At 70.6% G+C, this 19089-nt stretch carries 17 protein-coding genes and 1 pseudogene; 8 read left to right on the forward strand and 10 right to left on the reverse strand.

Annotated elements, in window-relative coordinates; translation table 11 throughout:
* Positions 1-918: 918 nt before the first annotated feature.
* From HII36_RS08835 to HII36_RS08865, 7 genes are all read right to left on the reverse strand, one after another.
* Positions 919-1482, reverse strand: coding sequence for a hypothetical protein (locus HII36_RS08835; protein WP_173522598.1), 564 nt, complete (start codon positions 1480-1482; stop codon positions 919-921).
* 165 nt (positions 1483-1647) lie between these two features.
* The gene (locus HII36_RS08840; RefSeq protein ID WP_173522599.1) at positions 1648-2655 is read right to left on the reverse strand and encodes a hypothetical protein; all 1008 of its coding nucleotides are present in this window, start codon (positions 2653-2655) and stop codon (positions 1648-1650) included.
* Positions 2656-2887: 232 nt separating this feature from the next.
* Positions 2888-4603: a malto-oligosyltrehalose trehalohydrolase gene (gene treZ, locus HII36_RS08845; protein WP_173522600.1), complete on the reverse strand. Its 1716-nt coding sequence runs from the start codon at positions 4601-4603 to the stop codon at positions 2888-2890.
* Entirely contained in the window at positions 4593-6770 is a 2178-nt protein-coding gene (gene treY, locus HII36_RS08850; protein ID WP_173522601.1) for a malto-oligosyltrehalose synthase, read from the reverse strand. Before treY ends, treZ begins: the two co-directional genes overlap by 11 nt.
* The gene (gene glgX, locus HII36_RS08855) at positions 6763-8856 is read right to left on the reverse strand and encodes a glycogen debranching protein GlgX (RefSeq protein WP_173522602.1); all 2094 of its coding nucleotides are present in this window, start codon (positions 8854-8856) and stop codon (positions 6763-6765) included. The genes treY and glgX overlap by 8 nt, the downstream gene beginning before the upstream one ends.
* 194 nt (positions 8857-9050) lie before the next feature.
* Complete coding sequence (locus HII36_RS08860) at positions 9051-9617, reverse strand: hypothetical protein (RefSeq protein ID WP_173522603.1); 567 nt, start codon at positions 9615-9617, stop codon at positions 9051-9053.
* A 58-nt stretch (positions 9618-9675) separates the two neighbouring features.
* On the reverse strand, positions 9676-9954 hold the full coding sequence (locus tag HII36_RS08865) for a hypothetical protein (RefSeq protein WP_173522604.1): 279 nt from the start codon (positions 9952-9954) through the stop codon (positions 9676-9678).
* 278 nt (positions 9955-10232) lie between these two features.
* On the opposite strand from HII36_RS08865, the gene HII36_RS08870 reads away from it, so the two are divergent.
* From HII36_RS08870 to HII36_RS08890, 5 genes are all read left to right on the forward strand, one after another.
* The gene (locus HII36_RS08870) at positions 10233-11096 is read left to right on the forward strand and encodes a helix-turn-helix domain-containing protein (protein WP_173522605.1); all 864 of its coding nucleotides are present in this window, start codon (positions 10233-10235) and stop codon (positions 11094-11096) included.
* A 140-nt stretch (positions 11097-11236) separates the two neighbouring features.
* Complete coding sequence (locus HII36_RS08875) at positions 11237-11446, forward strand: DUF397 domain-containing protein (protein ID WP_173522606.1); 210 nt, start codon at positions 11237-11239, stop codon at positions 11444-11446.
* A gap of 151 nt (positions 11447-11597) precedes the next feature.
* The gene (locus HII36_RS08880) at positions 11598-11771 is read left to right on the forward strand and encodes a DUF397 domain-containing protein (protein WP_328807645.1); all 174 of its coding nucleotides are present in this window, start codon (positions 11598-11600) and stop codon (positions 11769-11771) included.
* 78 nt (positions 11772-11849) lie between these two features.
* Positions 11850-12275, forward strand: a complete 426-nt coding sequence (mscL, locus tag HII36_RS08885) for a large conductance mechanosensitive channel protein MscL (RefSeq protein WP_173522608.1) — start codon at positions 11850-11852, stop codon at positions 12273-12275.
* Between the two features lie 59 nt (positions 12276-12334).
* The gene (locus HII36_RS08890) at positions 12335-12916 is read left to right on the forward strand and encodes a hypothetical protein (protein WP_236003315.1); all 582 of its coding nucleotides are present in this window, start codon (positions 12335-12337) and stop codon (positions 12914-12916) included.
* 14 nt (positions 12917-12930) lie between these two features.
* Here HII36_RS08890 and HII36_RS08895 read toward each other — a convergent pair whose 3' ends face one another.
* A complete protein-coding gene (locus HII36_RS08895) occupies positions 12931-13848 on the reverse strand; it encodes a threonine ammonia-lyase (RefSeq protein ID WP_173522609.1) in 918 nt (305 codons plus the stop codon).
* Positions 13849-13910: 62 nt separating this feature from the next.
* Between HII36_RS08895 and pip the strand changes: the two are divergent.
* Positions 13911-14857 (forward strand): annotated as a pseudogene (gene pip, locus HII36_RS56420) (prolyl aminopeptidase).
* Here pip and HII36_RS56425 read toward each other — a convergent pair.
* Positions 14826-15371: a phosphatase PAP2 family protein gene (locus HII36_RS56425; RefSeq protein ID WP_328807650.1), complete on the reverse strand. Its 546-nt coding sequence runs from the start codon at positions 15369-15371 to the stop codon at positions 14826-14828. The pseudogene pip and the gene HII36_RS56425 sit on opposite strands and share 32 nt — an antisense overlap.
* A 193-nt stretch (positions 15372-15564) precedes the next feature.
* Between HII36_RS56425 and HII36_RS08905 the strand changes: the two genes are divergently transcribed.
* Together HII36_RS08905 and HII36_RS08910 are read left to right on the forward strand one after the other, a co-directional pair.
* Positions 15565-16359: a universal stress protein gene (locus HII36_RS08905; protein ID WP_217369321.1), complete on the forward strand. Its 795-nt coding sequence runs from the start codon at positions 15565-15567 to the stop codon at positions 16357-16359.
* A 24-nt stretch (positions 16360-16383) separates the two neighbouring features.
* Complete coding sequence (locus tag HII36_RS08910; protein WP_217369309.1) at positions 16384-18486, forward strand: sensor histidine kinase; 2103 nt, start codon at positions 16384-16386, stop codon at positions 18484-18486.
* On the opposite strand, the gene HII36_RS08915 is transcribed toward HII36_RS08910, so the two are convergent.
* Positions 18427-19035, reverse strand: a complete 609-nt coding sequence (locus HII36_RS08915; protein ID WP_173522611.1) for a response regulator transcription factor — start codon at positions 19033-19035, stop codon at positions 18427-18429. The two genes, HII36_RS08910 and HII36_RS08915, sit on opposite strands and share 60 nt — an antisense overlap.
* Positions 19036-19089 lie beyond the last annotated feature (54 nt).

Raw genomic sequence — 19089 nt, forward strand, 5'->3', positions numbered from 1 at the left:
CCCTCTCAGCGCCCTCACTACGCACCCTCAACGCCCCGCACTCCGCACTCTCAGCACCGTCACCACGCACCCCGGCTCCTACCACGCGCTCTCGGCACCCCCACCCGCGCTGACACGTCGGACCTCGCAGGAACCAGCCGATACACCGGCAAGGCCGCATTCGCATCCGCAGCGCGATGCGCCCGTGAACCAGCCATCGGGCACGAGCATGGGCTCGGGGTGGTGTTGCGAGAGACCGACCGGTGCCCGCGTGATCGGGCCTGGGCAGGCACGGGCGTGGCACAGGCGCCGGGCACAGGTACGGGCGCGTGCGCGGGTGGCGTCGGCGGAGGCTGGATGGCCTGCATGTGCATCGGCGACGCAGGTGCGGGCGTGGGCGGTGTTGGCAAGTGGCTGGCTACTCCGCACGGGCAATCGGCTTGCATGGGTCGGTCACGGGCACGGGCACGATCACGGGCACGGGCCACCACGGGCACGGGTGAGGCCATGGGCGCAGGCGGTGTCGGTGACCCGGTCCCGGGCCCACACCCACGCCCGTTCCGCAGGCCGGTCGCACAGAGACCAATTGGCCTTCCGCCGAAACCACACGCACCCGCACCCGTGCCTGGTGCTCGTGCCATGCCCTGGCCCGCGCAGGCCGGTCTCACGGGGACCAGCTGGGCTTTCGCCGACACCACCCCCACCACGCCGTGCCCGCCCTACGCTCGGCCCCGATGCCCATGCCCTCGCCCATGCCCTCGCCCGTGCCTGCGCGCGTGCCTGCGCGCGTGCTCACGCGGGCCGGTTACACGGGCCGGCCGGTGGCGCGTCGACGCCCCCACGGGCCGAGCCGCGCAGCAACCACCTCGCCGAACCGCGCAGGAACCGCACGCCAATCCCGCAGAGACCACACGGTGGCCGTTAGCGGAGCGGTCCAGGTCACTCGAGTAGCAACCCCTCCCTCCGCTCCCGCAGTTCGTCACGCAGCCGCGCCAGCTCCTCGCACCGCAGCTCCAGCCGCTCCACCCACCCAGGCACCTCGTCCACCTGCGGGGCCGCCGACATCCCGAGTGCCGCGAGCTGCCGGACGAACTCCGCCATCCCCTCCCCGTCATTCCCCACGGCGAGACCCGCCGTCCTGGCACGTTCCCTGGCCGGGAGCTCGACGTCGAGTTCGGCCAGCAGCCGCCGCATCTCCAGCAGTTCGGCACCGCGCGGATCGGCCGACTGCACCAGCCGCCGTTCCTTGCGCGTCAGCAGCTCCTCGTAGAGCTCCCGCGCCGGCCCCAGCTCGGCGAGTTCTCGCTCCACGGCCGCGAGCACCGTGGCGAACGCGTCCAGCCTGGCCTCCTCGACCAGGATCGTCTCCTGGTCCCAGGCGTCCAGGGCGTCGAACGTCCGCCCGGCTTCGAGTGCCCGGTCGGCGATCGCCCTGCGGCGCTCGTCCAGTTGGTCCCATCGGCGCGCCCGCTGGCGCGCCGTGCGTAGATCTTCGTCGATCATCTCAAACGGGATCACGACTCTTGGACGGCCGCACGCCCGTCTTTGGTTCAGAACTGCCGCCGCCATGCCCATCCAGTATCCAGTCTGGTCAGAACAGCCGCGGCTGTCCCGGCCGCCGCGCCCGCAAGGCCTCAAGGTCAGCGAGATCAGGTGCCGTGCGCCAGGTCAGGCGGCCAGGGCGGCTGCGGGGTCCGTGAGGTGGTGGCCGATGGACGTCAGCGACGCGTGACTCACCCCCTGCGTGGCGCACAGCCAGTTGTTCAGCGACCCGGTGAACCCCGACGGCGGGCCCACCTTGAGGCAGGTGACCCGCCCGGTGCCGGGGGCGGGGCTCACCTTGAGCCGGCGGATGCTGCCGGCCCGCCCCGGCTCGCCCAGGTCGGCGTCGCACGGGGTCAGGCGGACGGTGAACGGCGGCCCGGGGTGACCGCCCGAGTGGCCGCCGGGAAGGAGCGCCTGGTCGGCGGTCTCGATGTGGAGATGGTCGTCGAGTGGGCGGGCCGCGGCGGACGGGTGGGTGCCGAGGAAGGACAGGTGGTCGGCCAGCAGGCGGTGGGCGACCATGCGCAGGAGGTTCGTGGCGCAGAGGTGATGCGCGCAGGCCGCGCCGTCGAGGGTGATCTCCGGGAGACCGAAGCGGCTCAGCCCCTTGGACGTGACCCGGAGGCAGTCGCAGGCACCCGTGTCGGACGGGTCCCACGGCGGGCAGGTGGCGTCGCCGTGAACCTGGACGTCCCAGGTCAGCCAGTCGTCGTGCAGCCGGAAGTCGCCGGGCTCACCCGGGCCTCGCTCGCAGGAGGGCACGGCGGAGCCTGTCAGGGGGTCGATGAGCAGGCCGTCGCAGGTGCGGGCGAGTGCTCTGGCCGTGGCTCTGGCGACCTGGAGGTTTCCCGGCAGGTGCGGCGGCGTGCCGGTGGAGGAGACGACGAGGTGGTGCCTGGCCCGGCGCAGGCGGCGTCTCTCCTCGCCCGAGAGGTTGACGTCGGTGGGTTTCCACGGGGTCTTGTGGTGGGAGACGGTCAGGAGCGGGCTGCCCAGGGCGGCCATGGCGGCTTTCCTGTGTGGCCGGCCGACGCGCCAGGGCACGAAGGACGCGATGTCGAACGTCAGCGGCTCGGTGACGACGATGAACAGGGTGGTGAGCACGTTCGGCAAGGGGAGGACGATCTTCATCCGGGGGCTCCCTCCGGGGTGCCGTGGGCCGACGCGTGTTGACCGCGACGGCCCATGGCTTGCTGCTTCGGTGACGCACCCAGGATGGGGAACGGGGCGGGCGGCGCGTGGGACGGAACCGCGTTCTGTGGACGGAGGGGCCTATGGCCTCACCGGCTGTGGACAACTCGCCGGCTGTGGATAGAAGGCCCCCACACTGGCGGATGAGCCGGCCGCCGCGCGAACCCCCCGTTCACCCCCCGCCCGGCCGTGAGATGACCAGCGACTGCGCCGGCAGCCGCAGCCCGTCCGAGCCCGCCGACACCGGCTCGTCCGAGGCCAGCAGCACCGTCCCGGCCCGCACCGGCACCGTCACAGACTCCGCCGCGAAGTTGACCGCCACCGGCAGCTCCCCGCGCCACATCACCAGCCACTTCCCCTGCGGATCGACCTCCACCCGCACCCGCTCGAAGCGCGGGTCGGACAGCTCGGGCAGCGCCTTGCGCAGCGCGATCAGGTCCCGGTACCAGCACAGCAGCGACCAGTGCGCCTCCTCCTTCAGCTCGCTCCAGTCGAGCTTCGAGCGCAGGAACGTCTCCTCGTCGGACGGGTCGGGCGCGTCCCAGGCGTAGCCGAAGCCGTCGAACTCGCGCTGCCGCCGCGCGGCCTCGCTGCCCCGCAGCTCGGGATCGACGTGGTCGGAGAAGAACAGGAACGGCGAGCGCGCGCCCCATTCCTCGCCCATGAACAGCATCGGCGTGAACGGCGAGGTCAGCAGCAGTCCCGCGCCCAGCTTCAGCGCCGGAAGAGGCAGCCGGTCGCCGCCGGGACGGTTGCCGATCTGGTCGTGGTTCTGCAGGCAGGCGACCAGCCGGTGACCGGGGACGCCGTCGAACGGGGCCCCGTGCGAGCGCAGCCGGAAGCTCGAACGGCCGCCGTCGTGCAGCACGCCCGTGGTCAGCACCTTGGCCAGCGCGGACAGGTCGGCGAAGTCGGCGTAGTACCCGTGGTCCTCCCCGCTCACCGCGCAGTGCAGCGCGTGGTGCACGTCGTCGTCCCACTGGGCGTTCATGCCGTATCCGCCGGCCTCCAGCGGACGCACCATGCGCGGGTCGTTCAGGTCGGACTCGGCGATCAGCGTCAGCGGCCGGCCCACCGCGCAGGCCAGGACGTCCACCTCGGCGGCCAGCTCGGCCAGCAGGTGGGTGGCGCGCTTGTCGTGCAGCGCGTGCACGGCGTCGAGCCTGAGCCCGTCGACGTGGTAGTCGCGCAGCCACTGCAGCGCGTTCTCGATGAAGTAGCGCCGCACCTCGTCGGAGTGCGGCCCGTCGAGGTTGACCGCCTCGCCCCAGTAGCTCCCGGCGAATCCGGCGAAGTACGGCCCGAACGGCCGCAGGAAGTTCCCCGACGGCCCGAGATGGTTGTAGACGACGTCGAGTATGACGCCGATCCCGGCCCGGTGGCAGGCGTCCACGAACGACTTGAGCCCGTCGGGCCCGCCGTAGGTCTCGTTGACCGCGTACAGGTCGACGCCGTCGTAGCCCCAGTTGCGGCCGCCGGGCACGGGCGCGACCGGCATGATCTCCACGAAGTCGACGCACAGCTCGACCAGGTGGCCGATCCGCTCGATGGCCGAGGCGAACGTGCCCGCCTCGGTGAACGTGCCGACGTGCAGCTCGTAGATGACCGCGCCGCGCAGGTCGCGGCCCGTCCATTCGTGGTCGGACCAGGTGAAACGGGCATGCTCGTAGACGGCGCTCGGGCCGAAGACGCCCTCGGGCTGACGCCGCGAGCGCGGGTCAGGGTAGGGGCCGTCGCCGTCGAGGACGAAGGCGTAGGGGGTGCCGTGCGTGGCCTCGGCCACCGCGGCCGTCCACCAGCCCCGCTCGCCGGCGGACATGGCGTGGCGCTCGTCCAGGACGTCGACCTCGACAGTCGTGGCCTCGGGCGCCCAGACCTCAAAGATCATGTCTCTCCAGGAGTGCGACGGGATACCGACCGAGCAGGTGCGCCAGCGGGACCCGTCCGGTGTGCAGTGCACCGGTCAACAGGTCTCGCCAGGCACCAGAGGGCAGGGTCAACGTGGTCGCCCCCCATCCGTGCCGCGTCTCTCCTGCGCGAACCATTGCGCGCCGAGCCAGGCGCACCGGCAGGCGCGTCGCCACCGCGACGGCTCCCGCCAGGCCCCGGTCGTCGGACGTCCCCCCGCGAGCGAAGGCGATCACGTGCTCCGCCGCGTCGCCGTCCGCGTGCAACGGCGTGTACGACGCCTCTCCCCCCAGCCGCCGCCGCAGCCGCAACGCCTGTGTCGTGAGCAGGAACTTCGCCTCGTCCCACGAGTTCTCCGGCAGGGCCGGGAACGCGACGGGCCGCCGGTTGTCCGGGTCGACCAGCGAGAAGTCCGTGGTCTCGTTGCCCTGGTAGACGTCGGGCACCCCGGGCATCATGAGCTGAACCAGCTTGGCGCCGAGCGAGTTCGACATGGCGAACCTGTCGATGCGCTCGGTGAACTCGCCGATCGGCAGCTTCACCGCGGCCTGGGCGAAGTCCCGCAGCCGCCGCTCGTAGTCGGGGTCGGGATCGACCCAGGAGATGGCGGTCTTGGCCTCGCGCGCCGCCTTGAGCAGGTAGTCGGTGAACCGCTCGGCGGAGATGGGCCAGGCCGCCATGAGGTTCTGCCAGGCCAGGTAGTCGAGGCGCGGGTCGAAGCTGAGCGACGACGACCACTCGCGCACCGCGGCCGCCCACTCGCGCGGCAGCTCCGACAGCACGGACAGCCGCGCCCGCACGTCCTCCGACCGCTTGGTGTCGTGCGTGGACAGCGTGGTCATCGTGTACGGCGGCATCCCGGCGCAGAACTCGTGGAACTCCGCGACGGGGATCCCGAACACGTCGGGCTCGCCGCCCACCTCGTTGAGGCAGGCCAGCGGGTACCACCGGTACAGCGCGGTGTCCTCGACGCCCTTGGCCATGACCGGGCCGCAGGTCTGCTGGAAGCGGACGATCGCCTCGGGCGAGCCGTACAGCACCTGCTGGACGACCGGACGAACGGCCGGCGAGCAGCTCGCGGCGGCCTGCTCGACGATCTCCACGGACTCGGCCGGCGGCGGCTCGCCAGGCACCACGTACGCCCGGTAGACCGGCATCGCGGCGAGCAGTTCGGCGACGGCGGCCGGGTCGCAGCCGGTGACCTCGGCCAGCCGGCTCACCTCGGCGCCGAAGAACAGGTCGATGACCTCCTGCTTGGCCTGCGCCATCACCGGACGGTAGTCGTCCGGGCAGCCGGTCAGCTCGGTGAACAGCTCGACGAGCGGCGACTTGCCCGACGGGTCGACGAACAGCCCGTTGACCCGGTTCAGCACCTCGTAGCCGGTGGCGCCGTCGCAGGCCCAGTCGGCGGGCAGCCGTTCGGGGCCGATGAGGATCTTCTCCACCACCGTCCAGACGCCGCCGGACCTGGACCGCAGCCGCTCCAGGTAGCCGCGCGGGTCGGCCAGCCCGTCGGGGTGGTCGACGCGCAGCCCGTCGACCAGGCCCTCGTCGAGCAGCCAGAAGATCACCTCGTGCGTGGCGAAGAACACCGCGGGGTCCTCCACGCGCAGCCCGAGCAGCGTGGAGACGTCGAAGAAGCGCCGGTAGCCCGGCCCTTCGCGCCAGTCGACCAGCCGGTAGTGCCCGGGGTGGGGGAAGGTGTGGTCGTGGTAGCGCAGCACGTCGCCGTCGACCACCGGCTCGGCGGAGTCGCCGAGCACCGGCAGCGCGACCTTCCCGTCGTTCCAGTCGATGTCGAACCACTTCGCGTACGGCGAGGCCGGCCCGTCCTTGAGCACCGACCAGAAGTGGCCGTTGGTGGTGTTCATGTGGTTCGGCACGATATCGACCACGATGCCCAGATCATGGGCGGCCAGCCGCTCGGCCATGTGCCTGAACCCCTTGGCCCCGCCGAACTCCTCGCGGATCATCGAGTGGTCGATGACGTCGTAGCCGTGCCGCGATTCGGGCGTGGCCTGCAGGATCGGCGACAGGTAGACGTGGCTGACGCCCAGCTCACGCAGGTACGGGGCGATCTCGGCGACGGCGGCGAAGCCGAAGTCGGGCGTGAGCTGCAGGCGGTAGGTGGAGGTGGGCTTAGACACGGCGCAGCACCCGAACACTGCGTCCAGGCACCGCTATCGCCTCGCCGGCCCGGCACATGCGGGCGTCGAGCCTGATCGGCATCGCCGTGTCGATCTCCGTGTGCCACATCTCGCCGTAGTCCTTCGGGATGGTGAAGCGGATCGTGTCGTAGTGGGCGTTGAACAGCAGCAGGAACGAGTCGTCCCTGATCGGCCTGCCGCGCCTGTCGGGCTCGGTGATGGCGTCGCCGTTCAGGAACACGGCCAGCGACTTGGCGTATCCGACGTTCCAGTCGCTGTCGGTCATCTCCTCCCCTGACGGGGTGAGCCACGCGATGTCGCTCAGCCCGCGTACCGGCTTGCCGTAGAAGAATCGCCTGCGGCGGAAGACCGGATGCTTCTTGCGCAGCGCGGCCAGGCTCTGCGTGAACTCAAGCAGCAGCCAGTTCTCCCGGACGTCCGACCAGTCGACCCAGGTCAGGTCGGTGTCCTGGCAGTAGCCGTTGTTGTTGCCCCGCTGCGTGCGGCCGAGCTCGTCGCCATGCGAGAGCATCGGCACGCCCTGCGACAGGAACAGCGTGGTCAGGAAGTTGCGTTTCTGCTGCTCGCGCAGCGATTCGATGGCGATGCCCGCCGGGCCTTCCTCGCCGCAGTTCCACGAGCGGTTGTCGTCGGTGCCGTCGCGGTTGCCCTCCTTGTTCGCCTCGTTGTGCTTGTTGTTGTACGAGACGAGGTCCTGCAGCGTGAACCCGTCGTGGCAGGTGACGAAGTTGATGGAGGCGGCAGGGCGGCGGCTGTCGTCCTTGTACAGGTCGCTCGACCCGGTGAACCTCGAACCGAACTCCGGCAGCGTCGCCGCCTGCCCGCGCCACAGGTCGCGGATGGTGTCGCGGTAGCGGCCGTTCCACTCGGTCCAGCGGGAGGGGAAGTTGCCGACCTGGTAGCCGCCCGGGCCGACGTCCCACGGCTCGGCGATGAGCTTGATCTGCGACAACACCGGGTCCTGCTGAACCAGGTCGAAGAACGCGCTCAGCCGGTCGACCTCGTGCAGCTCGCGCGCCAGCGTGGAGGCCAGGTCGAAGCGGAAGCCGTCGACGTGCATCTCCAGCACCCAGTACCGGAGCGAGTCCATGATCATCTGCAGGACGTGCGGGGAGCGCATGAGCAGGCTGTTGCCGGTGCCGGTGGTGTCGACGTAGTACCGCTTGTCGCTGTCGACCAGCCGGTAGTAGTTGAGGTTGTCGATGCCCCTGAACCCGAGCGTGGGGCCGAGGTGGTTGCCCTCGGCGGTGTGGTTGTAGACGACGTCCAGGATGACCTCGATGCCCGCCTCGTGCAGCGAGCGCACCATGGCCTTGAACTCCAGCACCTGCCCGCCGCGCTGGCCCTGGCTGGAGTAGCGGTTGTGCGGGGCGAAGAACCCGATCGAGTTGTAGCCCCAGTAGTTGGACAGCCCGCGCTGCTCCAGGATGTGGTCGGTGACGAACTGGTGCACCGGCATCAGCTCCAGCGCGGTGACGCCCAGCTTGGTGAGGTGGTCGAGGATCTCCGGGTGGCCGAGCGCCGCGTACGTGCCGCGCAGATGCTTGGGGATCTTGGGGTGGCTGATCGTCAGCCCGCGCACGTGCGCCTCGTAGATCACCGTGTCGTGGTACGGCGTCGCCGGCGGCCGGTCGTGGCCCCAGCCGAAGAACGGGTTGATCACCACGGACCTGGGCACGTACGGCGCGGAATCGAGGTCGTTGCGGGTGTCGGGCTGGCCGAACCGGTAGCCGTAGACGGCCTCGTTCCAGTTCACGCCGCCTTCGATGGCCATCGCGTACGGGTCGAGCAGCACCTTGTTCGGGTTGCACCGCAGGCCGCGCGACGGCTCGTAGGGACCGTGCACCCGGTACCCGTACCGTTGGCCAGGGCCGACGCCGGGCAGGTAGCCGTGCCAGATGAACCCGTCGACCTCGGTCAGCGGCACCTTGGTCTCGACGTTGTCCTCGTCGAACAGGCAGAGCTCGACCGCCTCGGCGACCTCGGTGTAGAGCGAGAAGTTCGTGCCCGCGCCGTCGTAGGTCGCCCCGAGGGGATAGGGGTCTCCCGGCCAGATCTCGATCATCGAGGCTCCCTTGCGGTCTCTCCCCATGTTCCGTTCCCCCGCTCCACCGGACAAGCCCGGCCTCGTAGGCTGCGACTCACCTCCGTTCCTTCCCCAGTCGCGACGTAGATCACGACCCATCTGCCGATCGATGGGTGAGCCGCCTCCGACGGCGCGGTATCAGAGGCGGCTCACGTCTATCGCAGGCCGCGCACCTATCGCAGGCCGCGTTCCTGTCGCGGGCCGCGCGCCCGCGCCGGCAGCAGCGGCGCCTGCCCGGCCGCGCCGGCGCGGCCCTGACGCACCACGTCGAGCAGCACCCGGTGCGGGTTGCTCGGGCTCGGGTGCACCAGCACCTCGGTCGCCCAGCAGGCGGCCGCGATCACCTCGCGCCCCTGCTCCACCTGGCCCGCCGTGGTCCCGGCCCGGCACCACAGCCACACCCGCTCGCCGAACGGCGCAGGCGCGCACCACAGGACGGCCGGGATCTTGCCGTGCCTGCTCACCACGTACGCCTGCACCAGGCCGACCCGGATCCGGTGGGCGGTCACCACGCACCGGATCCGTCCCCACGCACCGGATCTCGCCTGTGGCCAGAGCACGATCGCGACGGGCACGGCCGCCGCCGCGAGCGACACCGTCCCGGCCGCCGCGACGAGGCAGACCAGCAGGACGAGCAGCGCGGCCTCGTAACGCCAGCGCCAGAGCACCACCAGGGGATGCGGCCGGCGGATCGGGGTGGTGGCCCGGTTCAACTCGTCGAGCAGATCACGGCTCAACATGACCCCACCCCCGCACGCCACGCACAGCACGGCTCGACCGCGCCGCGCCACCGGCGGCTCATGACCGCACCCGCCCTGAGCCGAGGCACGCGTGGCAGTGCCCGCGCGCGGTGACGCCCTCTCCGGCGCAGGCCAGACACCTGGTCAGGGTGTCGAAGTCGGGGTTTCTGTAGACGCGGATCAGCGGCGCGGGCCGCCGCACCTGCCAGCCCTGGGCCCGGGCTCGCGCGTCGAGCGCGTCGAACGCCCAGGCGTCGATGCGGCGGAGCAGTGCCGCCAGCAACCGGAACAGTGGGTTACGAACCGCCCGTTCGGCGATTAAGTTGCTAACATCCATGGTGGGTCGTCCTTGCATCCAGGCAGTGGGTGATCTGTCAGCTGGGTCGATGCGGCTACATCGGCCCAGCTTTGTTGTTGCGGGGCCCAGCCTTGTGTCGCGGGCAGCATTCGGGGAATCGGTTCTTCGACAGGCATCGCGTCCTCCGAGGCTTTTGTTGGTATTTACCCCTGTCGGTTACCAAAGCCACGTGCCATCGGCAATTGCCACCGGAACGTGCAGGTGACGATTGCATCACCTCTCCCGCTTCCGGCACTGGCCCGGAGGTAGCATCGAGGATGACCGCCAACCCGACCCTCCGCCAGCGCCAGCTCGCCGGGCGGCTGAGGGATTTACGCCATGAGGCGGGTCTGACCGTCGCCGAGGTCGCCGCACAACTGCTGTGCTCAGCGGCGAAGATCAGCCGGATCGAGACCGGGCAGCGTCGGGCGAGCCTGCGGGATGTACGGGACTTATGCAACCTGTACGGCGTGGCAGACCACACCAAGCTGATGACTCTGGCCAGGGAGGCCCGCCAACAGGGTTGGTGGCAGGAGACCGAGGACGTCGACTTCCGCCCGCTCGTCGGCATGGAGACGGAAGCCGTCGCCATCTCCGAGTACGAGACGACCACCATCCCCGGCTTGCTCCAGAGCGAGGACTACGCCAGGGCGGTCATTCGGGGGTTCCTGCCCGGAATCGCGACGAACGTGCTGGAGGAGCGGGTGTCGGTCAGGATGAAGCGCCAGCAGATCCTGGAGAGCACCTCGCCCCCACGCTATTGGGTGCTGTTGGACGAATCGGCGTTGCACCGGCACATCGGCGGCCCTGCGGTCATGGCGGCCCAGCTGAAGCGGCTGCGCGAGATGGCCGAGGCGCCGCGCGTCACGATCCAGGTCATCCCGTTCACTGTCGGCGCGCACATGGGATTCGACAGCGCCTTCATGCTTCTGGAGTTCGATCACAACGTCGGGCTGCCCGATACCGTCTACATGGACACGCTCGCCGGGCAGCTCTTCCTGGAGAAGCCACGACATCTGAACCGATACCGGGAAATCCTCAATCACCTGCGGGCGACCGCGCTCAGCCCGTCGGATTCGGCGAATCTGATCGGCGACCGCGAAAATTACTTCGCAGGCCGGAACAGCAGCCCTCGACCATAGCGACTTTTTGCCAATCGCGTTCTCCATCGGTCGCGGACACCACTACCATTGCGATCAGCGCGCACATCTCGACGCTGCCGGGTCATGTCCGCGAAACGAGCACCCGTCCCTTGGAAAGCCACACCGCAGGAGTGTCAACGATGACCTCGCCTCGCTCAGCGCGCCGTTCTGACCAGCAGTTTCGGTGGATCATCTCCTCATCCTGCAACAACGGCAGCTGTGTCGCGGCGGCGATGAACCCCGAGGACGACACGGTCATGGTGCGCGACACCAAGCAGTCCGACGGACCCATCCTGAGGTTCAAGGCAGACGTCTGGAGCGACTTCGTAGAGAAGCTCAAGCGGGCCTGACCCGTTACCTGCAGGCGCACCCGCCACTGCAGCGCGTTGGAGTCGCAGGCGTCAAGCCCGGCAAGAGCATCATGGTTACGATTGCCTGGGCAAGACGTCCAGTAGGCAACCTTCTGCGAGGTATCGCATGAGTTCCCCCCAGGCTCCCAACATGCTGACCTGGTACTCGTGCAACAACGGCAACTGCGTCGAGGTGGCAGATGGCGGTGACCATGTCTTGATGCGCGACAGCAAAGACGACAAGGGCGCCATACTCGCATTCTCCAGGACAGAGTGGGAATTTTTCCGCGATGCGGTCAAAGCTGGAGAATTCGACATCATCTAAGCTTTACCTTAATTCATATATACCCCAGATAGGGTCATAAAGGGTTTAAGTGTCCCTTTCTTGGCTACTTGCCCTGACATGGGCGAGTTCAAGAGATTCTTACTGCGGGGTAACCTCGTCGAACTGGCGGTCGCGGTGATCGTCGGGGCGACGTTCAGCGGGCTGGTCCAGGCGCTGGTGGCCGATCTGATCACACCGCTGATCGGCGCGATCACCGGCGGCCGGCAGCCCGACTTCGCCAACTACTCCTTCACGATCAACGGCAGCCAGTTCAAGTACGGCGACTTCCTCAACCACCTGATCAGCTTCATGATCATCGCGGCCGTGGTCTACTGGTTCATCGTGATGCCGATGAACCGGCTGATCAACCTGTTCAACCGCGACAAGCAGGCGGCCACCAAGCAGTGTCCGGAGTGTTTGTCCGACATCCCCACCGAAGCCCGGCGCTGCGCCCACTGCACGGTGGAACTGGTCCCCGACTCCGAGAAGCCGTCCACCGCGTGACACACCGCTTCTTGTCGCCAGTCGCGTACGGATGGGTGCCGGTTCGACAAGATGGACTGATGAGCGTTGAGTTGATGGTGTGGGACGAGCCGGTGCCGATCAGCCGGGATCAGGCCCGTACGACCTACCTGGCCGTGAAGCGGACCGATCCGGTGACCGGGGCGGCGGTGCCGGAGGTCGCCAAGGAGCTGCCCGGCGAGGTCACCGTCTATCCGGGGCACGTGCTGGTGAGCATGGACCTCGACACGATGGACGAGACGTCGGCCCAGGTGTTCACCATCGCCAGGGCCCACGGCCTGGTCTGCTACGACCCGCAGCGCGACCTCGTGCACAACGTCGCGCCGCTGGGCGTCTACGAGGGCATGCAGTTGCACACCGGCGACGGGATGATCGTGCACGACCCGGACCTGGGCCTGGTGCACGACGTGCTGGCCACCGTGGCGCCGCAGAACCCGTTCGTCGCCCTGGTGAACTTCGGGCGGCACTTCCTCCAGGTCTCGCCCGGGTACGAGGTGGAGTACAAGGAGGGCTCGATGGTCCGTACCGTGCTGTCCGACCTGTCGGACGTGCAGCGGGCCTTCGGCGAGTACGCCACCGGCGACCGCTCGTTCCTGACCCGCCACACCTGGTCCCCCGCGTAGCGGGCGGCTCGAACTCAGGAGACGGCCCGGCGGAAGAGCGCGGGATCGACGTTGCCGCCCGACAGCACCACCGCGGTGCGCCCGGCGGGCACGCGGCCCGACAGCAGGGCGGCCGTGGCCACCGCGCCGCTCGGCTCGGCGACGAGCCGGGCCGCGCGAGCCAGGTGGCCCATCGCGGCCAGGATCTCCTCCTCGGTCACGGTGACGATGCCGTCGAGCCGTTCCCGCAGGTGGGCGTAGGTCAGGTCGGAGAGGTTCGCGCGCAGCCCGTCGGCCATGGTGCGGAACGACCTGGCCGGCTCCCAGGCCACCGGCCGCCCGGCCCGCAGGCTCTCCACGGCGTCGGCGGCCAGTTCGGGCTCCACGCCGATCACCCGCGTGTCGGGCCGCAGCGCCTTGACCGCCGAGGCGATGCCGGCCGCCAGCCCGCCGCCGCTGACCGGCACCAGGACGACCTCCACCGCGGGCAGGTCGGCCACGATCTCCAGGCCGATCGTGCCCTGACCGGCGATGACCGCCGGATGGTCGTAGGGCGGGACCAGGGTCAGCCCGCGATCCGCCGCCAGCTTCAGCGCCGCGCTCTCCCGCTGGTCGGGCGGCACGACCACGAGCTCGGCCCCCCATCCCCTGATGGCCGCGGCCTTGACCTCCGGGGTGCCCTCGGGCACGACGACCACGCACGGCACGCCGAACTCCCTGGCCGCGTACGCCAGCGCCTGCCCGTGGTTGCCCGAGGAGTGCGTGACCACCCCGCCGTCCGGCCGCAGCGCGGCCACCGCGTTGTACGCCCCGCGAATCTTGAACGAGCCCACCCGCTGCAGGCTCTCCGGCTTGACCCAGGCCGCGCCCATCGGGACGAGCGGAGTGCGGATCACCACCGGCCTGATGCGCTCGGCCGCCGCCCGGATGTCGTCGATCGTCACCAGCTCCATGCGATCACTGTAAACAGCCGGGTGGCCGCCGGAGAACCAGGTCCGTGGCAGGATCGGGGGGCATGAGAGACCTGTACCCCGCACTCGAGCCCTACGACTCCGGCCTGCTCGACGTGGGCGACGGCGACCAGATCTACTGGGAGGTCTGCGGCAACCCGGAGGGCAAGCCGGCCGTCATGCTGCACGGCGGCCCCGGCGGCGGGTGCACGGCCAAGCATCGCCGGCAGTGGGACCCAGAGCGGTACCGGATCGTCCTGTTCGACCAGCGCAACTGCGGGCGCAGCCTGCCGCACGCCAGCGACCCGGCCACCTCGCTGGCCGCGAACACCACCTGGAACCTGGTCGCCGACATGGAGAAGCTGCGCGAGCACCTGGGCATCGAGCGGTGGCAGGTGTTCGGCGGGTCGTGGGGCAGCGGGCTGGCCCTGGCCTACGCCCAGCGGCATCCTGACAGGACGTCCGAGCTGGTGCTGCGCGGCATCTTCACGCTCCGCCCGAAGGAGCTGCACTGGTTCTACCAGGAGGGCGCCTCGTTCCTGTTCCCGGATCTGTGGGAGTCGTACGTGGCCCCGATCCCGCAGGAGGAGCGTGGAGACCTGATGGCCGCCTTCCGCGCCAGGCTCGAAGGCGACGACGACGAGGCGCGGGTGGCCGCCGCCCGCGCGTGGGCGCAGTGGGAGGCCGGCACGATCACCCTGCTGCCCGACCCCGAACTCGTCGCGGAGTTCGGCGAGGAGAAGCTGGCCGTCTGCTTCGCCAGGATCGAGAACCACTACTTCACCCACGGCGGCTGGTTCGAGCCCGAGCAGCTCATCAGGGACGTCGACAAGATCCGCCACATCCCGGCGGTGATCGTGCAGGGCCGCTACGACTCCTGCACGCCCATGGTGACGGCCTGGGAGCTGCACCGGGCCTGGCCGGAGGCGGAGTTCCAGGTCGTGGACGACGCCGGGCACGCCTCGATCGAGACCGGCTCATCACGGCGACAGACGCGTTCGCGCGAGCCTGACGACCGGGGTGACGGCCCCCACCAGCAGCAACGCGAACAGCGGCGCGAGCACCAGCCCGAACAGGAAGCCCACGGCCACGTCGTGCGGGTAGTGCACGCCGACGAACACCCGCGAGAACGCCATGACCGCCGCCAGCGGCAGCACCACCCAGGCCAGCGCCCGCCTGACCAGGACGAGCGTGGCGGCGGCCCCGGCCGCGATGACCGAGTGGTTGCTGGGGAAGGACCAGTCGTCCGGCGGCGGGCATTCGGCGATGGTGACGATCCCGCCCCGGCACGGCCGGTCCTCCCTGACGATCGTCTTGACGACCTCGCTGATGACGTAGGCGACCACGATGCCCGCCGGACCCGCGAGCGCCAGCGCCAGCTCGCGGGCGGGCGCCTGCCTGGCCTGCCAGAAGCACCACAGGAACAACCCGGCGAAGACGAACAGGCCCGCGTCCGTGCCGAACTCGGCGAGGGCGTGCAGCCAGTCGGGGGTGCTCAGGGCGAAGTCGACGATGTCGCGGTACACAGGTGCGGTGTCCAATCCGTGAATGATCAGTGGACACGACTTTACGAACTACTCGGGTCAAATGCTTCGACCGAAAGGCCGAGATCCGGGGCGGCCGAATCCCCGATGGCCGTCGCTCCGCCCGCCTCGGGACGTTTCCAGCGTTCCGGAATCAGTCGCGTATTCGCAGCTCATAGCGGGTAAGAGGGCTGTCGTGATCGGAGAGCACGTGATCGTCGGCTATACCGGAGACCCGGGTGGACGTGACGCTCTCGCCCTCGGCGCCGCCATCACGCGCGTCACCGGCGGCGAGCTCACCATCGCCTCGATCTACCCGCCCGGCAGCCCGGGGCTGGCGGTCGAGGCGCAGGCGAACCTGGCGCACGCGGCGGAGGAGGTGGGCGACGTCCCGGCCGAGTACATGGCGTTCGAGAGCCGCGGCGCGGGGCGCGGGCTCGCCGTGCTGGCCAGCCGGATCAAGGCCGACCTGATCGTGGTCGGCTCGTCGCCGGGCGGGCGGCGCGGGCGCATCTCGATCGGCAGCACCTCCGACCACCTGCTGCACCTGGCCTCCGAGGCGGTGATGCTGACGCCCGACGGGTACCTGCCGCCTGAGTCGCCGTCCAGGCTGACGCTGGCGTACGTGCACCGGCCGCAGTGCGACGCGGCGGTGGAGCGGGTGGCGCAGGCGGCGCTGCGGCTCGGCGTGCCGCTCCGGCTGGTCACCCTCGACCTGCGGACGAACGACCAGGGCATGATCAAGGACGATCTCGCGCTGGCGGTCAGGCTGGCCTGGGAGAGCACCGGCATCGAGGCCGAGTCGCAGGTCGCCGAGGGCCACGACGTGGCGGCCGCGATGGAGGGCGTGGAGTGGCTGCCCGGCGAGCTGCTGGTGTGCGCGGCCAGCGAGGACGCCCAGCCGCACCGGGTGTTCCTGGGCGAGCTGGCGATGAAGGTGCTGCGGGCGTCGTGCTGCCCGGTGGCCGTGCTCCCCCGCGGTTTCTCCTGATCTGTCCTCTCCTAAGCTGTCCGGGTGCGGTCTGCGCGGTTGATCCTGGTCGTGGTGCTGGCCGGCTTCGCCGGCGTCTACGTGGCCGCGGGCGCGGTCGGGGCGGTGGCGGTGTTCGGGCTGCAGTGCCTGTTCGCGTTCCTGCGCAGAACCGGGCCGGTGCTCGCCCTCCTGGGCGCGGCGGCGTACGCGGTCACGCTGGGCGGCGGCTCGGTCGGGCTGCTCGGCTTCCTCGGCGGTTCGCTGCTGGTGACCCGCTGGTGGGGCCTGATGCCGGCCGTCGCGCTGAGCGCCGCGGTGATCGACCACGCCAGGCGTGCCGACCCGGCGGGCACGCTCGACGCGACCATCTCGACCGTGCTGATCTCGCTGGTCGTCTACGGTCTCATCCGGCTGGTCGAGCGGGTGGACGAGCTGCATGCCACCCGGCTGGCCCTGGCCGCGGCGGCGGTCGGCGAGGAGCGGCTGCGCATCGCGGCCGAGCTGAACGACGGGCTCGGGCGCGGCCTGGCCGCGATCATCGCGGGGGCGCGCACGTCGCTGGCCGACCCGGCACGCGCCGCCGACGTGCTCGGCGAGGTGGTGGCGACGGCCCGCGGCTCGCTGGCCGACGCCCGCGCCGCCGCCGCGAACTACCGGGCCATGTCGCTGACGCCCGAGCTCACCACCGCCCGGGCGATGCTCGACGCCGCCGGGGTGGCGGTCGAGGTGCGCGCCGGCCACGGCGAACCGCTCGGCCCGGCCGGTGCGCTGCTCGCGGCCGTGCTCCGCGAGGCCGTCACCGACGTCGTACGCCGCGGCGAGGCCCGCCTCTGCCTGATCGAGACGGACGAACCGGGCGCCACGGTGACCCTGCGGGTGACGGACGACGGCCGGCGCACCGCGGACGGCGAGGGCCTGAGCAACCTGGCCCAGCAGGTGGAGTCCGGCGGCGGCACGCTGCGCAGCGGCCTGTCTCCCGACGGCAGGCACTGGATCGAGGCCGCTCTCCCCCGCCCAGCGACCCGGGCGGCCGGCCCGGCCCCCGCGCGGGCCAGGACACTGCCGGACGTGTCGGTGGTGCTGCTGGCCGCCGTGCTGCTCGGGTTCAGCGTCAAGGCGTTGCTCCAGCTCCCGCCGAGTCACCTGTGGCCGGCCGCCGTCGTCCTGACGGTGATCGTGGTCATGCAGCTCAGGGCCGTCTCCGGGCGGCACATGGCGGCGTTGTCGGTGATGGCGGTGCTCACCTACGCGCCGATCCCGTTCTTCGGCGCGGCCTGGCTGGGGGTGCCGGGGTTCCTGGCCGGGCCGATCCTGCTGGCCTTCCGCCGGCGGGTGTCGGTGCCGCTGGTCGCGGCCGTCCTGGCGAGCGTCGCGGCCGTCTCCTGGCGGCTCGGGCTGCCGCTGTCCGTCGGGGTGAACTACACGCTGAGCGCGCTGGTCACCGGGCTGGTCATGCACGGCCTGCTGCGGCTGGCCGCGATCGTCGCCGAGTTGCGCGCGGCCAGGGAGAGCCTGGCCAGGTCGGCGGTGGTCGAAGAGCGGCTGCGGGCCGCCCGCGACCTGCACGACCTGCTCGGCCACAGCCTGGCCGCCATCCTGCTCACCTGCGAGCTGGCCCGCCGTCTGCCCGAGCCCCGGGCCCAGCTGGCGGAGATCGTCGCGATGGCCGAACGGGCCGAGCACGACCTGCGCTCGGTCTCCGGCGAGCAGCGCGACCTCTCGCTGGCCGCCGAGGCCGATTCGGCCGCGTCGACACTCGCCACCGCCCGGGTCGAGGTGAGCGTGAGCCTGGCCCACCCGCCGCTGCCGCCGGAGGTGGAGACCGTGCTGAGCGCGGTGTTGCGCGAGGCGGTCACGAACGTGCTGCGCCACAGCTCGGCCCGGCGCTGCGTGATCAGCACCGAGGCCGACGGCCGGTCGGTGCGGCTGCGGGTACGCAACGACGGCGCCCGTGCCACTGGGTCGCGGCGCGGCTCGTCCGGCATCGGCAACCTGACCACCCGCCTGGCCACCCTCGACGGCCGCCTGACCACCGGTTTCGACGACGGCTGGTTCCTGCTCGACGCGGCCGTGCCGTACCCGGGGCTAGATCCAGCCCGACTCGGCGGCGATGCGCACGGCGTCGGTGCGGTTGCGGGCGTTTAGCTTGGCCACGATGCCGGTCAGGTAGTTGCGCACGGTCCCGGCGGTCAGGTGCAGCCGCTGGGCGATCTCGGTGGCCTCGGCGCCGCCGGCGGCGAGCCTGAGCACGTCCGCCTCGCGCGGGGTGAGCGGGTTGTCGGCCAGGTCCCAGGCCGTGACAGCCAGCGACGGGTCGAGCACCCGCTGACCGGCGGCCACCTTGCGGATCGCGGCCACCAGGTCCTCCGGCGGCGCGGTCTTCAGCAGGAAGCCGTCCACCTGCGCGGTCAGCGCCCGCTTGAGGTGGCCGGGCTTGCCGTACCCGGTGAGCATGAGCGCCCGGCAGGACGGCACGCGGCCGCGGATCTCCGCGGCGGCGGCCAGTCCGTCGAGGGTGCCCGGCATGTCGATGTCAAGCACGGCCACGTCGGGCAGGTGCACGGCGGCGGCGGAGACGGCGGCGTCGCCCGACTCGACGGCGGCCACGATCTCCAGGTCCGGTTCCAGGCCGAGCAGGGCCACCAGGGCGCCCCTGATCACGTGCTGATCTTCGGCCAGCAGTACGCGAATCACGGGATATGTCTATCAGCGTCCGAAATATGACGACGTCATGGCCACCTCATGATC

Source organism: Nonomuraea antri (genome assembly GCF_013283785.1).
Taxonomy (GTDB): Bacteria; Actinomycetota; Actinomycetes; order Streptosporangiales; family Streptosporangiaceae; genus Nonomuraea; species Nonomuraea antri.

Excerpts from the sequence above, each read along its gene's own strand:
- HII36_RS08835 (WP_173522598.1), bottom strand. The coding sequence starts at position 1,482 with ATGATCGACGAAGATCTACGCACGGCGCGCCAGCGGGCGCGCCGATGG.
- HII36_RS08840 (WP_173522599.1), bottom strand. The coding sequence starts at position 2,655 with ATGAAGATCGTCCTCCCCTTGCCGAACGTGCTCACCACCCTGTTCATC.
- treZ (WP_173522600.1), bottom strand. The coding sequence starts at position 4,603 with ATGATCTTTGAGGTCTGGGCGCCCGAGGCCACGACTGTCGAGGTCGAC.
- glgX (WP_173522602.1), bottom strand. The coding sequence starts at position 8,856 with ATGATCGAGATCTGGCCGGGAGACCCCTATCCCCTCGGGGCGACCTAC.
- HII36_RS08860 (WP_173522603.1), bottom strand. The coding sequence starts at position 9,617 with ATGTTGAGCCGTGATCTGCTCGACGAGTTGAACCGGGCCACCACCCCG.
- HII36_RS08865 (WP_173522604.1), bottom strand. The coding sequence starts at position 9,954 with ATGGATGTTAGCAACTTAATCGCCGAACGGGCGGTTCGTAACCCACTG.
- HII36_RS08870 (WP_173522605.1), top strand. The coding sequence starts at position 10,233 with ATGACCGCCAACCCGACCCTCCGCCAGCGCCAGCTCGCCGGGCGGCTG.
- HII36_RS08875 (WP_173522606.1), top strand. The coding sequence starts at position 11,237 with ATGACCTCGCCTCGCTCAGCGCGCCGTTCTGACCAGCAGTTTCGGTGG.
- HII36_RS08880 (WP_328807645.1), top strand. The coding sequence starts at position 11,598 with ATGCTGACCTGGTACTCGTGCAACAACGGCAACTGCGTCGAGGTGGCA.
- mscL (WP_173522608.1), top strand. The coding sequence starts at position 11,850 with ATGGGCGAGTTCAAGAGATTCTTACTGCGGGGTAACCTCGTCGAACTG.
- HII36_RS08890 (WP_236003315.1), top strand. The coding sequence starts at position 12,335 with ATGAGCGTTGAGTTGATGGTGTGGGACGAGCCGGTGCCGATCAGCCGG.
- HII36_RS08895 (WP_173522609.1), bottom strand. The coding sequence starts at position 13,848 with ATGGAGCTGGTGACGATCGACGACATCCGGGCGGCGGCCGAGCGCATC.